This window comes from Mycolicibacterium vaccae NBRC 14118 = CIP 105934 (assembly GCF_001552715.1).
GTDB classification, from domain to species: domain Bacteria; phylum Actinomycetota; class Actinomycetes; order Mycobacteriales; family Mycobacteriaceae; genus Mycobacterium; species Mycobacterium vaccae.
The window spans coordinates 1-13,478 of record NZ_BCRS01000159.1 but is presented as its reverse complement, the minus strand read 5'-3'; the positions used below and the strand labels follow the sequence as shown (position 1 = coordinate 13,478).

Annotated in this window: 10 protein-coding genes and 1 pseudogene; 7 read left to right on the top strand and 4 right to left on the bottom strand. The window is 69.4% G+C overall.

The genetic code is table 11. The annotated features are described in order from the left end of the window. From mutA to lipL, 4 genes are all read left to right on the top strand, one after another. Positions 1-1,595, top strand: a 1,595-nt coding sequence (mutA, locus tag MVA01S_RS24045) for a methylmalonyl-CoA mutase small subunit (protein ID WP_060941719.1), incomplete at its 5' end; no start/stop codon positions are given. A 1-nt stretch (position 1,596) separates the two neighbouring features. Beyond that, positions 1,597-3,852, top strand: coding sequence for a methylmalonyl-CoA mutase (scpA, locus tag MVA01S_RS24040; protein ID WP_060941718.1), 2,256 nt, complete (start codon positions 1,597-1,599; stop codon positions 3,850-3,852). Next, complete coding sequence (gene meaB / locus MVA01S_RS24035; RefSeq protein WP_003931983.1) at positions 3,853-4,866, top strand: methylmalonyl Co-A mutase-associated GTPase MeaB; 1,014 nt, start codon at positions 3,853-3,855, stop codon at positions 4,864-4,866. A gap of 51 nt (positions 4,867-4,917) precedes the next feature. Next, positions 4,918-6,210, top strand: coding sequence for an esterase/beta-lactamase LipL (gene lipL / locus MVA01S_RS24030; protein ID WP_003931984.1), 1,293 nt, complete (start codon positions 4,918-4,920; stop codon positions 6,208-6,210). Between the two features lie 13 nt (positions 6,211-6,223). Here lipL and MVA01S_RS24025 read toward each other — a convergent pair whose 3' ends face one another. Both MVA01S_RS24025 and MVA01S_RS24020 read right to left on the bottom strand, forming a co-directional pair. Beyond that, positions 6,224-6,958, bottom strand: a complete 735-nt coding sequence (locus tag MVA01S_RS24025) for a hypothetical protein (RefSeq protein ID WP_003931985.1) — start codon at positions 6,956-6,958, stop codon at positions 6,224-6,226. Positions 6,959-7,011: 53 nt separating this feature from the next. After that, positions 7,012-7,386, bottom strand: a complete 375-nt coding sequence (locus tag MVA01S_RS24020) for a helix-turn-helix domain-containing protein (RefSeq protein WP_003931986.1) — start codon at positions 7,384-7,386, stop codon at positions 7,012-7,014. 136 nt (positions 7,387-7,522) lie between these two features. Here MVA01S_RS24020 and MVA01S_RS24015 point away from each other — a divergent pair, with 136 nt between their 5' ends. Together MVA01S_RS24015 and ileS are read left to right on the top strand one after the other, a co-directional pair. After that, positions 7,523-8,128 (top strand): hypothetical protein, encoded by a 606-nt coding sequence (locus tag MVA01S_RS24015; RefSeq protein WP_003931987.1) that lies wholly within the window; start codon positions 7,523-7,525, stop codon positions 8,126-8,128. Positions 8,129-8,368: 240 nt separating this feature from the next. Further along, positions 8,369-11,515: an isoleucine--tRNA ligase gene (ileS, locus tag MVA01S_RS24010; RefSeq protein ID WP_003931988.1), complete on the top strand. Its 3,147-nt coding sequence runs from the start codon at positions 8,369-8,371 to the stop codon at positions 11,513-11,515. A 70-nt stretch (positions 11,516-11,585) separates the two neighbouring features. On the opposite strand, the gene MVA01S_RS24005 is transcribed toward ileS, so the two are convergent. Further along, positions 11,586-11,834, bottom strand: coding sequence for an RNA-binding S4 domain-containing protein (locus tag MVA01S_RS24005; RefSeq protein ID WP_040542233.1), 249 nt, complete (start codon positions 11,832-11,834; stop codon positions 11,586-11,588). A 38-nt stretch (positions 11,835-11,872) separates the two neighbouring features. Here MVA01S_RS24005 and MVA01S_RS24000 point away from each other — a divergent pair, with 38 nt between their 5' ends. Then, a complete protein-coding gene (locus tag MVA01S_RS24000) occupies positions 11,873-13,237 on the top strand; it encodes a DNA polymerase IV (protein ID WP_040542144.1) in 1,365 nt (454 codons plus the stop codon). Positions 13,238-13,244: 7 nt separating this feature from the next. On the opposite strand, the pseudogene MVA01S_RS23995 reads toward MVA01S_RS24000, so the two are convergent. Next, positions 13,245-13,478: pseudogene (locus MVA01S_RS23995) on the bottom strand (L-asparaginase); the annotation flags it as partial.

The window sequence follows — 13,478 nt, the reverse complement described above, 5'->3', positions numbered from 1 at the left end:
TCGGCGAGACCTTCCCCGCCGACGCCACCAGCGTGGCCGAGGCCAACGGGGCGATCCTGCTGGGACTGACCGAAGGCGTCAGTGCGCTGGTGCTGCGCGTCGGCGACGCCCCGGGCGCGGCCGCGCCCGCCGACCTGGCCGGGTTGCTCGACGGCGTCTACCTGGATCTGGTGCCGGTGGTGGTCGAGGTGGCCGGCGACGGCTCCATCTACCGCGCGGCCGCCGACGCGCTGCTGGCGCTGCTGACCGGGCTCGACGCCGATCAGCGTTCCCGGCTGTCGATCGACCTCGGGGCCGATCCGCTGACCGCGCCGCTGGCCGGGCGCCCGGCACCGGGGACCGACGACATCGTCGCCGTCGCCGAGAAGGCCCTGGCATACGGCACCCACGTCCGCGCGATCACCGTCGACGGGCCGGCGTTCCACAACGCGGGCGCGAGCGCGTCGTGGGAACTCGGTGCGGCCGTCGCGGCCGGAGTGGCCTACCTGCGGGTGCTGACCGACGCGGGGATGTCCACCGCGGACGCGCTCGGACAGATCAGCTTCCGGTTCGCCGCCGACGACGACCAGTTCATGACCATCGCCAAAATGCGTGCCGCACGCCAACTCTGGGCCCGTGTCGCCGAGGTCGTGGGGGAGCCGGACGCCGGTGCGGCCACCCTGCACGCCACCACCTCTCTGCCGATGATGACCGCGCGGGACCCGTGGGTGAACATGCTGCGCACCACTGTCGCGGCGTTCGCGGCCGGCGTCGGCGGAGCCGACACCCTTCTGGTGCACCCCTTCGACGTCGCGATCTCGGGCGGATTCCCCGGCACCGCGCGCAGTTTCGCGCGCCGTATCGCCCGCAACACCCAGCTGCTGCTGCTCGAGGAGTCCCACCTGGGCCGGGTGCTGGACCCGTCGGGCGGCTCGTGGTTCATCGAGGACCTCACCCGCAGCCTGGCCGGCCAGGCGTGGGCGCACTTTCAGGAGATCGAGGCCGAAGGAGGGTTCGCCGCCGCCCGCGAGCACGTCAGCGCCCGCATCGCCGAGGTGGCCGGCCGGCGCGCCGACGACGTCGCGCACCGGCGCACCGCGGTCACCGGCGTCAACGAGTTCCCCAACCTCGGTGAAGTCCCGCTGCCCGACGGGGATCCGCTGCCCCACGTCCAGCGCTATGCCGCGGCCTTCGAGGCGCTGCGGGGCCGCTCCGATGCCTTCCTGGAGAAGACCGGGGCGCGGCCGAAGGCGCTGATGCTGCCGCTCGGGCCGCTGGCCGAACACAACATCCGCACCACGTTCACCGCCAACCTGCTGGCCTCCGGCGGGATCGAGGCCGTCAACCCGGGACCGCTGGACGCCGCCGGGGTCGCCGCCGCCGTGTCCGACGCCGGCGTGACCGAGGTGGCCGTGATCTGCGGCACCGACGCCCGCTACGCCGGTGAGGTGTCGGCCGTCGTCGAGGCGGCGCGCGCGGCAGGGGTGACCCGAGTCCTGCTCGCCGGACCGGAAAAGGCGGTCGCAGAGGCCGATTCGAAACCCGACGGATACCTCACCGCGAAGATCGACGCGGTCGGCGCCCTGTCGGACCTGCTGACCCGATTGGGAGCATGACATGACCGCCACCGAATCCAGGAACATCCAGAGCTTCGCCGACGTGCCGCTGTCCGGCGACGCGGCGGGCACCCCACCGGCACCCGCCGACGTCGATCGGCAGGTATCGGCCGCCGCGGCCGCCCACGGCTACACCGCCGATCAACTCGACTGGTCCACCCCGGAGGGCATCGAGGTCAAGCCGGTCTACATCGGCGCCGACCGCGACTCGATCGTCGAGGCGGGCTACCCGCTCAACACCCTGCCCGGCGAGCCGCCGTTCGTGCGCGGGCCGTACCCGACGATGTACGTCAACCAGCCGTGGACCATCCGTCAGTACGCCGGGTTCTCCACCGCGGCAGAGTCCAATGCGTTCTACCGGCGCAACCTGGCCGCCGGCCAGAAGGGGCTGTCGGTCGCGTTCGACCTGGCCACCCACCGCGGCTACGACTCCGACCACCCCCGGGTGGCCGGTGACGTCGGCATGGCCGGCGTGGCGATCGACTCCATCCTCGACATGCGTCAGCTCTTCGACGGGATCGACCTGTCGTCGGTGTCGGTGTCGATGACGATGAACGGTGCGGTGCTGCCGATCCTCGCGCTGTACGTGGTGGCCGCCGAAGAGCAGGGCGTGCCGCCGGAAAAGCTCGCCGGGACCATTCAGAACGACATCCTCAAAGAGTTCATGGTCCGCAACACCTACATCTACCCGCCGAAGCCGTCGATGCGGATCATCTCCGACATCTTCGGTTACACCAGCGTGAAAATGCCGAAGTTCAACAGCATCTCGATCTCCGGCTACCACATCCAGGAGGCGGGGGCCACCGCGGATCTGGAGCTGGGCTACACGCTCGCCGACGGGGTGGAGTACATCAAGGCGGGCCTGGACGCCGGCCTGGACATCGACAAGTTCGCGCCGCGGCTCTCGTTCTTCTGGGGCATCGGCATGAACTTCTTCATGGAGGTCGCCAAGCTGCGCGCGGGCCGGCTGCTGTGGAGTGAGCTGGTGTCGCAGTTCGACCCCAAGAGCGCGAAATCGCTCTCGCTGCGCACCCATTCGCAGACCTCGGGCTGGTCGCTGACCGCTCAGGACGCGTTCAACAACGTGGCCCGCACGTGTGTGGAGGCCATGGCCGCGACCCAGGGCCACACCCAGTCGCTGCACACCAACGCTCTCGACGAGGCGCTCGCGCTGCCCACCGACTTCTCGGCGCGCATCGCCCGCAACACCCAGCTGCTGTTGCAGCAGGAATCGGGCACGACGCGGCCCATCGACCCGTGGGCCGGGTCGTACTACGTCGAATGGCTGACCTACCAACTCGCCGAGAAGGCCCGGGCGCACATCGCCGAGATCGCCGAGCACGGCGGTATGGCCCAGGCCATCGACGCCGGCATCCCGAAGCTGCGCATCGAGGAGGCCGCCGCCCGCACTCAGGCGCGCATCGACTCCGGCCAGCAGACGGTGATCGGCGTCAACCGGTACCAGGTCGACGAGGACCACGAGATCGAGGTGCTCAAGGTCGAGAACAGCCGGGTGCGTGCCGAGCAGATCGCCAAGCTGGAGCGGTTGCGCAGTCAGCGGGACGATGCCGCCACCCAGGCCGCGCTGGCCGAACTGACCCGCGCCGCGGCGGCGTCCGGGCCGGCCGGTGAGGACGGGCTGGGCAACAACCTGCTCGCCCTGGCCATCAACGCCGCCCGCGCGAAGGCCACCGTCGGGGAGATCTCGGACGCTCTGGAGAAGGTCTACGGCAGGCACCAGGCCGAGATCCGCACCATCGCAGGGGTGTACCGAGACGAGGTGGGCATGGCCAGCAACGTCAGCAGCGCAACGGAACTCGTCGAGAAGTTCGCCGAGGCCGACGGCCGCCGGCCGCGCATCCTGGTGGCCAAGATGGGTCAGGACGGACACGACCGTGGCCAGAAGGTGATCGCGACCGCGTTCGCCGACATCGGCTTCGACGTGGACGTCGGCTCGCTGTTCTCGACGCCCGAGGAGGTCGCTCGCCAGGCCGCCGACAACGACGTGCACGTCGTCGGGGTGTCCTCGCTGGCTGCCGGCCACCTGACGCTGGTCCCCGCGCTGCGCGACGCGCTGGCCGAGGTCGGCAGGCCCGACATCATGGTCGTGGTCGGCGGCGTGATCCCGCCGGGGGACTTCGACGAGTTGTACGAGGCCGGGGCGACGGCGATCTTCCCGCCGGGCACCGTGATCGCCGACGCCGCGATCGGTCTGCTGAACAAGCTGGCCGAACGACTCGGGTACAGCTTGAGCTAGATGAGCCAGCCGGTCAGTGAGCTCGCCGCGGCGTTGCGCGGCGGTGACCGCTCCGCGCTGGCGCGGGCGATCACGCTCGTCGAGTCGACCCGCGCCGATCACCGGCAGAGGGCCCAGGAGCTGCTCCTGGAGCTCTCACCGGCCGGCGCGCCGGGTGCGCAGCCCGAGCCGGCGACCCGGGTCGGCATCACCGGGGTGCCCGGCGTCGGCAAGTCGACGACCATCGAAGCGCTCGGCATGTACCTGATCGAGCAGGGGCACCGGGTCGCGGTGCTCGCGGTGGATCCGTCCTCGACGCGCACCGGTGGCTCCATCCTGGGCGACAAGACCCGGATGGCGAAGCTGGCGGTGCACCCGGATGCCTACATCCGTCCGTCGCCGACCTCGGGAACTCTGGGCGGGGTCGCCAAGGCGACACGCGAGACAATTGTTTTGCTGGAATCCGCCGGTTACGACGTGATCCTGGTCGAGACCGTCGGTGTCGGGCAGTCCGAGGTGACCGTTGCCAACATGGTCGACACCTTCGTCTTCCTGACGCTCGCGCGCACCGGTGACCAACTGCAGGGCATCAAAAAGGGTGTGCTGGAGTTGGCCGACATCGTGGTGGTCAACAAGGCCGACGGCGAGCACGCGCTGGAGGCCAAGTCTGCCGCGCGGGAACTGGCCGGCGCCATCAGGCTGATCTATCCTCGCGAAACCCTTTGGCGGCCACCAGTTTTGACTATGAGCGCGCTGACCGGCGCCGGACTGGCCGAGCTGTGGGACACCGTGCTCAAGCATCGCGGCGTGCTCACCGAGGCCGGTGAGTTCGACGCCAGGCGGCGCACCCAGCAGGTCGAGTGGACCTGGTCTATGGTGCGCGACACCATTCTCGACCGCGTGCTGTCCAGCCCGGGGGTGCGCGCCATCCGGGGCGACGTCGAACGTCGGGTTCGCGACGGCGAGCTGACTCCGGCGCTTGCTGCACAGCAGATTCTCGACGCGGTCGAGCCGCCGCCGGAGCGCGCTGATTAACAAATCGGTAACTGTCGAATAGTTTGCCCGGCGCCGGGGTAAATTCAAGCTGTGACGGGCGCCATACATCCGGAGCGCGAAGAGGCGCTCTCACACGGCCACGGTGCTGCGCTGCCCCGTGGCATCCAGGGGGCAGCCGACCCGAACTTCGGCTGCGCGGTCCGCGCGTTCGCGCAGATGTTCCCGTGGCGCCGGCTCGGCGGCGGAGCGTTGTCGGTGTATCTGGACGGGGAACCCGTCGTCGACGTGTGGACCGGATGGGCCGACCGTAAAGGCACCCGGCGCTGGACGGCCGACACGGCGCCGATGGTGTTCTCGGCGACCAAGGGGGTGGCCGCCACCGTCATCCACCGGCTCCACGATCGCGGGCTGATCGACTATGACGCCCCGGTCGCCCAGTACTGGCGCGATTTCGGCGCGAACGGCAAGTCGGCGATCACGGTGCGCGACGCGCTGCGGCACCGGGCGGGACTGTCCCAGCTCAACGGCGCCGCCCGAGCCGACCTGCTCGACCATCTGACCATGGAGGAACGGCTCGCGGCCGCGCCGATCAGCTGGTTGCACGGTAAGCCCGCCTACCACGCGTTCACGTTCGGCTGGCTGCTGTCCGGCCTGGCCCGATCCGTCACCGGCAAGGGCATGCGGGAACTGATCCGCACCGAGGTGGCCGCACCGCTGCACACCGACGGGCTGCACCTCGGGCGCCCGCCGGCACAGGCCCCCACGCAACCGGCCCAGATCATCGGTCCGCAGTCCCGGCTGCAGAACCCGATGTTCAATCTGATGGCGCCGCGCATCGCGGCGTTGCCGTTCTCGGCGGCCTTCGGCGCGATGTACCTGCCCGGAGTGAAAGCCCTGGTGCAGGGCGACACGCCGCTGCTGGACAGCGAGATCCCGGCGGCCAACGGCGTCGCGACCGCACGGGCCCTGGCGCGCATGTACGGCGCGATCGCCAACGGCGGGCGCATCGACGGCACCCAGTACCTGTCCAGCCAGACCGCCGCCGAGTTGATCGGCCGGCCGAGCCTGCGTCTGGATCACAGCATGGTCATGCCGCTGTCGTTCCACCTCGGATATCACGGTCTGCCGCTGCCGGGCGTGCTGCCCGGGTTCGGGCACGTCGGTCTCGGCGGGTCGCTGGGCTGGGCGGATCCGCACACGGGGCTGGCCTTCGGCTACGTGCACAACCGCCTGCTCACCCCCCTTGTCGTCAGCGACCAGGCCGGTTTCGTCACCACGGCGGCGCTGCTCCGGCGCGGGGCCGCGCTGGCCCGCAGGAACGGCTATCGGCCGGTGCGCGAGTACGGGGCCCCGTTCGCCGACGCGACCGCGACCGCGGTCTGACCGGGCGGGACCTCTAGCGGTTTGCCCCGGTGAACCAGCGGGTCCGCATCCGCCACGACTGGGCGGAGGTCAACGCGAAGCCCGCGCCGCAGGCGCATGCGAACACCCACACCAGCGTGGTGCCCTGAACGGTCTGCAACTGCGGGACGAACGCGGTGGTGATGCGGACTACGCAGGCCAGGATGCCCATCGTCGACGCGAAGAGGTAGACGTTGGCGACATGGCGCGAGCGGGGGTCCGTGCGCAGGATCATCAGCGCTCGCACGCAGTAGGCGAGGAGGTAGATGAGCATCCCGCAGAGCAGGAGCCAGTACACGTTGAGCCAGAAGTCGGTGGGTACGTCGAAGAAGTCGGCGCGGTAGATCGACGCCCCGTTACCGAGCCAGAAGGTGGCCAGCAGAAGTGGGATGCACAGCGTGGCCGGACGTTCGATGTGCTGACGGAAACGTTGCTGGAGTTCGTGATCCTGCTCGAGCCGGCCGAGCGTGTTGTAGACCACCGCGGATGCGGCGACGATGTAGAAATCGTGGGCCAGATAGTCCTCGAGATTCCACTTGCCGGTCAGCGAGTACAGCAGCGGGCCGATCGTTTCGGACGCCAGCGGCGACATCAACAACACCGCCGCGCCGTGCAGGGCGATATTGAGGGTCGCGGCCACCTCCCACCGGCACGACCAGGTCACTCGGCGAATCCACAAGCTCCACCCGATGCATATCAGGGTGATCACGATGAGTGATGCAAGAGCCATGGGGAATCGCTTTCGAGCGTGCCGTTGTCAGCAAATTGTAGGCGCCGACGTCGTTAAAGGGGGGGAGCGTCCAGTCGGGGTGTCAGATCGGAGAGCCGCCTGCGCCGCCCGGTTTCCACCTTTGTCGTGGTCGCGGGCTGTGCGGCCACTGCGACCGGCGTCCGGCCCGTCGCCTCGACGTACTGCCAGACCTCCTGCCGGCTCATCAGTCCGAACTGAATCTGCAGGTCGGGGTAGCTAAGTTCGAAGCGGTCGGCCACCAGACGCAGTTCCTCGGCCGACGGGTAGTCGGATTCCTTGATGCGCCGGTAATACGTGCTGCTGGAGATGCCGAGCGCGTCGATGAGGTCCTTGGCGTCGATCTCTCCGTCCAGCAGATAGTCGAGCAGAGCTTTCAACTGTCTGCCGTTCTCGTCCGTGCGGGGCATTTGAACACCTTAATGGGTGATCCCGGTTTCGGGCATCCCCTCCCGGCAAATAGATGACGCGCTCCTTATTGACATAGCCGTCACAGTTTTGGGAGCAGTCTCCCAATTCTGGGACATTCGCTGTACGGTTAGCCACATGGTCGCTCCATACATCTCGGACGAGGTCAAACAACGGCCCGTCCTGTCCGCGCCGAAATCGCTGGATGTGTTCGATCGCGTAGCGATCGACGTGCTGCCCGCCCGATCGCTGAAGTTCGGCACCGAGCCGTCGAGCGAACTGACCGAGGAACTCGACGGTGCCGCGGAATGGTTGGGGGTGCCGGTCGAGGAGATCCTGCTCGCCGCCCTCGGCCGCACCTTCGGCCGCACCCGCGGCGACGGAAGCGTCGCCGTCGACGTCACCGGTGGTCACCGCTGGCTCAACCACCCGGTGTCGGTGACGTGCGCGGCCGGCCCGGAGACCGGGCCCACGGAGATGTTGCAGAGCGCGCACAGCGCGCTGGCAGGGGCGCCCGGGCACCCGGTCGCGCAGTGCGAGGTGTTGCTGAACATCGCCGACGGGGCGGACGAGGGCCCGAGCGCCCGCGCACTCGAGTTGCGCGTGCAGCGTGTACACGACCTGCTCCGGATCGACTGGTGGTACGACGAGTCCCGCCTGGACGCGTACTCCGTGCAGGAGATGGCCGAGCAGTTCCCGCTGGCCGTCATCGAGATCACCTCGGACGCCGCGGCGCCGCGCTAGACCCGCCCGCTAAACTGGGGCGATCGGCGTCGATCCGGCCATCACCGGGGAGCCTTCGGAAGAACAGCGGGAGCTCGAGTCGCGCTCACGCCCAGTAGAACCGAACGGGTGGGCCCGTCATCGCCTGACATGAGCGGCGCACCCCAGGTGCGCAAGCGGGGTGGTACCGCGGCGCTCGCGCACCGGCGCGACGTTCGTCCCCGTGCCTGAACACGACCTGGCACGAGGAGCGCGACGTCCGTGACCGCCTATCCGAAGCCCGCCCCAGGCGCTCCGAAGTTCCCGGCGCTGGAAGCCGATGTGCTCAGCTACTGGGACCGCGACAACACCTTCAAAGCCAGTGTCGCGCGCCGTGACGGTGCGCCGGAATACGTCTTCTACGACGGGCCCCCGTTCGCGAACGGGCTGCCCCACTACGGACACCTGCTCACCGGTTACGTCAAGGACATCGTGCCGCGCTACCGCACCATGCGCGGCTACAAGGTGGAACGCCGGTTCGGCTGGGACACCCACGGTCTGCCCGCCGAACTGGAGGTGCAACGCCAACTCGGCATCACCGACAAGGCCCAGATCGAAGAGATGGGCATCGAGAAGTTCAACGATGCGTGCCGGGAGTCGGTGCTCAAGTACACGGGCGAGTGGCGGGAGTACGTCACCCGCCAGGCCCGGTGGGTCGATTTCGACAACGACTACAAGACCCTCGACATCGGCTTCATGGAGTCGGTGATCTGGGTCTTCAAACAGCTCTGGGACAAGGGTCTGGCCTACGAGGGCAACCGGGTGCTGCCCTACTGCTGGAACGACGAGACCCCGTTGTCCAGCCACGAACTGCGGATGGACGACGACGTCTACCAGAACCGGCAGGACCCGGCGCTCACCGTGGGCTTCCGGATCGAGGCCGACGAGCGCTCGCGCGAGGAGCAGACAGACGGACCGGTCCCGGATCTCGTCGGCGCCTACCTGCTGATCTGGACCACCACGCCGTGGACGTTGCCGTCGAACCAGGCGGTCGCGGTCAACCCCGACGTCACCTACGTCGTCGTCGAGGCCGACGGGCGCCGCTACGTGCTCGCCGAGTCCCGGCTCGGTGCGTACGCGCGCGAGCTGGGTGAAGAGCCGACGGTCGTGGCCACCTACACCGGACGCGACCTGCTCGACGTGCACTACGCGCCACCGTTCCCGTATTTCATGGACTCGCCCAACGCGTTCCGGGTACTGCCCGCCGATTTCGTCAGCACCGAGGACGGCACCGGACTGGTCCACATGTCGCCGGCCTACGGCGAGGACGACATGGCCACCGCGCAGGCCGGCGGAATCGAGGCCGTCACCCCGGTGGACGCCAAGGGGCGCTTCGACGCCACCGTCCCCGACTACGCGGGCCAGCACGTGTTCGACGCCAACCCGCAGATCATCCGAGACCTGAAGAACGGCTCCGGCGCCGCGGCCGCCAACGGCGCGGTCCTGCTGCGTCACGACACCTACGAGCACTCCTATCCGCACTGCTGGCGCTGCCGCAATCCGCTGATCTACCGGGCGGTGTCGTCCTGGTTCATCAAGGTCACCCAGTTCCGCGACCGCATGGTCGAGCTGAACCAGGAGATCACCTGGTACCCCGAGCACGTCAAGGACGGACAGTTCGGCAAGTGGCTGCAGGGCGCGCGGGACTGGTCGATCTCCCGGAACCGCTACTGGGGCACGCCGATCCCGGTGTGGAAGTCCGACGATCCGGCCTACCCGCGAATCGACGTCTACGGCAGCCTCGACGAACTCGAACGCGACTTCGGGGTTCGGCCCGACAACCTGCACCGGCCGTTCATCGACGAGCTGACCCGGCCCAACCCCGACGACCCGACCGGCAAGTCGACAATGCGGCGCATCGAGGACGTGCTCGACGTGTGGTTCGACTCCGGGTCGATGCCCTACGGGCAGGTGCACTACCCGTTCGAGAACCAGGACTGGTTCGAGTCGCACTACCCGGGCGACTTCATCGTCGAGTACATCGGGCAGACCCGCGGCTGGTTCTACACACTGCACATCCTGGCCACCGCGCTGTTCGACCGGCCCGCGTTCCGCACGTGCGTCTCGCACGGCATCGTGCTGGGCAACGACGGTCAGAAGATGAGCAAGTCGCTGCGCAACTACCCGGACGTGTCCGAGGTGTTCGACCGCGACGGCTCCGACGCGATGCGCTGGTTCCTGATGGCGTCGCCGATCCTGCGGGGCGGCAACCTGGTCGTCACCGAGCAGGGCATCCGCGAGGGCGTGCGGCAGGTTCTGCTGCCGCTGTGGAACGCGTACACGTTCCTGGCGCTCTACGCTCCCGCGAAGGGCACCTGGCGCACCGACTCGCAGCACGTGCTGGACCGCTACATCCTGGCCAAGCTCGCGCAGCTGCGCGACGACCTGACCGAATCGCTGGACGTCTGCGACATCTCGCAGGCCTGCGACCAGCTGCGCCAGTTCACCGAGGCGCTGACGAACTGGTATGTGCGCCGGTCGCGTTCGCGGTTCTGGGAGGAAGACGCCGACGCCATCGACACCCTGCACACCGTGCTGGAGGTGACCAGCCGGCTGGCCGCACCGCTGCTGCCGCTGGTCACCGAACGGATCTGGCGCGACCTGACCGGGGAGCGGTCGGTGCATCTGACGGACTGGCCCGAACCCGGGATCGTGCCGGCTGACCCGCAGCTCGTCGCCGAGATGGACCTGGTGCGCGACGTCGCGTCGGCCGGGTCGTCGCTGCGCAAGGCCAAGAAGCTGCGGGTGCGGCTGCCGCTGCCGAAACTGACTGTGGCAGTTGCTGATCCGGCTACCCTGGAACCTTACCGGGATATCATCGCCGACGAGCTCAACGTGAAGTCCGTCGAGCTCACCGACGACATCGCCGCGCACGGACGGTTCGAACTGACCGTCAACGCCCGCGTCGCGGGCCCGCGTATCGGCAAAGACGTCCAGGCCGCGATCAAGGCGGTCAAAGCGGGGGAGGCCGTCGTCAACGAGGACGGCACCCTGACCGCCGGCCCGGCGGTGTTGCAGCCCGAGGAGTACAGCTCGCGGCTGGTGGCCGCCGATCCGGAGTACACCGCCGCATTGCCCGACGGCGCAGGTCTGGTGGTGCTCGACGGCACCGTCACCCCGGAGTTGGAGGCCGAAGGCTGGGCCAAGGACCGGATCCGTGAGCTGCAGGAGCTTCGCAAGTCCACCGGACTCGAGGTGTCCGACCGGATCTCGGTGGTGATCTCGGTCCCCGAGCAGTACCGGGAGTGGGCGCTGACCCACCGCGATCTGATCGCCGGCGAGATCCTCGCGACCCGCTTCGAGTTCGGCGAGCCCGAGCAGGGCAGCGAGATCGGCGACGGCGTGCGGGTGGCGCTCACCAAGGCCTGAGCGTCTCCATCGAGTGGGCCCGCGAGCGTGCGTGCACGGTCGTTGTCGGTCAGCCCTGACGGCCGTGGGTTCACTCTCGCGGGGTGGATCCCGCGCTGACCCGGGCGCTGCGGCCCTCGCACACCACGACGTCCCCGGGGCGCAGCTGCCTGCCGCGCCGGAGGTCGGTCTCGCCGTTGACGCTGACCAGGCCGTCGCCGATCACCGCTTTGGCGTCGGCACCGGAGTCGATCAGCCCCGCGAGCTTGAGGAACTGGCAGAGCCGGATCGAGTCGTCCCGGATCGGTACGTCGGCGGGCTCGTCACTCGGGTGTGCCATGCCGGTCACGGTATCGGCACCGCCTAGCATCGGCGGGTGTGGCTGCCCGATGGGTCCTGCACCTGGACATGGATGCGTTCTTCGCATCCGTGGAGCAGCTGACCCGCCCGACCCTGCGGGGGCGGCCGGTGCTCGTCGGGGGACCTGGCGGCCGCGGGGTGGTCGCCGGCGCGAGCTACGAGTCCCGGGTGTTCGGCGCCCGCTCGGCGATGCCGATGCATCAGGCCCGACGGCTGGTCGGCGCCGCCGCGGTGGTGCTTCCGCCGCGCGGTGTGGTCTACGGACTGGCCAGCCGCCGGGTGTTCGACACCGTGCGAGCCAAAGTGCCTGTGCTCGAACAGCTTTCCTTCGACGAGGCGTTCGGCGAACCGGCTGAGCTGGCCGGTGCCGCGCCGGCCGAGGTGGCCGCGTTCTGCGAGGAGTTGCGCGCAGAGGTGGCCGCCGCCACCGGACTGGTCGCCTCCGTCGGCGCCGGGTCGGGAAAGCAGTTGGCCAAGATCGCCTCCGGGCTGGCGAAACCGAACGGCATCACCGTGGTGCCCCGCGACAAGGAGCGGGCGCTGCTCGACGGGTTGCCGGTGCGCAAGCTGTGGGGCATCGGGCCGGTCGCGGAGGAGAAGCTGCACCGGCTGGGCATCGAGACCATCGGCGGGTTCGTCGCGCTCACCGACGCCGAGGTGGCCAACATTCTGGGGCCGACCGTCGGGCCCGCCCTGCACCGGTTGGCCCGCGGCATCGACGACCGTCCGGTGGCCGAGAACGCACCCGCCAAGCAGATCAGCGCGGAGTCCACGTTCGCCGAGGATCTGACGACGTTGCCGCAGTTGGTGGATGCGGCCGGACCGATCGGTGAGCACGCGCACCGACGGCTGCTCAAGGACGGCCGCGGCGCACGCACCGTCACCGTCAAGCTCAGGAAGTCGGACATGAGCATCCTGACCCGGTCCACGACGCTGCCGTACGCCACCACGGACCCGGGCACGCTGATCGCGACCGCACGCCGGTTGCTGCTCGACCCGGTCGAGATCGGGCCGATCCGGCTGGTCGGGGTGGGGTTCTCCGGGCTCTCCGACGTTCAGCAGGAATCGCTGTTCCCCGACCTGGAGACGTTCGGCTCCGACGAGATCACCGACACCGGCGCCGCCCAACCCGCCGCGGAGCCCGCGCCGTCGGCGCCGGCCTGGCGCATCGGCGACGACGTCACCCACCCGGACCTCGGGCACGGCTGGGTACAGGGCGCGGGGCACGGCGTGATGACCGTGCGGTTCGAGACGCGCAGCAGCGGGCCGGGCCCGACCCGCACGTTCCGCGCCGACGACCCCGCGGTGACCCGCGCGAACCCGGTGGACAGCCTGGACTGGCCGGAGTTCGTCGACCAACTCGCCGGACGCGACACCGCGTGACCAGCTGTCAGCCCCAGGCCGCGAACACCTGCTGGGGGTCGGCCACCGCGGCCAGCGACGCCATCAACAGCACCCGGGCCTGAGGCGGGCGCAGACGGGGGACCACCACCGCCCCCGCGTCGACCAGCGCCCGGCCCGGACCGTAGCCGGGGCTGACCGTTCCGCCCGGCACGCGGGTGGACACCGCGACCGCAACCCCGTCGCGGCAGTGCCGCGCGACCCCGTCGATCAGCGCGGCGCC

Excerpts from the sequence above, each read along its gene's own strand:
- scpA (WP_060941718.1), top strand. The coding sequence starts at position 1,597 with ATGACCGCCACCGAATCCAGGAACATCCAGAGCTTCGCCGACGTGCCG.
- meaB (WP_003931983.1), top strand. The coding sequence starts at position 3,853 with ATGAGCCAGCCGGTCAGTGAGCTCGCCGCGGCGTTGCGCGGCGGTGAC.
- MVA01S_RS24025 (WP_003931985.1), bottom strand. The coding sequence starts at position 6,958 with ATGGCTCTTGCATCACTCATCGTGATCACCCTGATATGCATCGGGTGG.
- MVA01S_RS24020 (WP_003931986.1), bottom strand. The coding sequence starts at position 7,386 with ATGCCCCGCACGGACGAGAACGGCAGACAGTTGAAAGCTCTGCTCGAC.
- MVA01S_RS24015 (WP_003931987.1), top strand. The coding sequence starts at position 7,523 with ATGGTCGCTCCATACATCTCGGACGAGGTCAAACAACGGCCCGTCCTG.
- MVA01S_RS24005 (WP_040542233.1), bottom strand. The coding sequence starts at position 11,834 with ATGGCACACCCGAGTGACGAGCCCGCCGACGTACCGATCCGGGACGAC.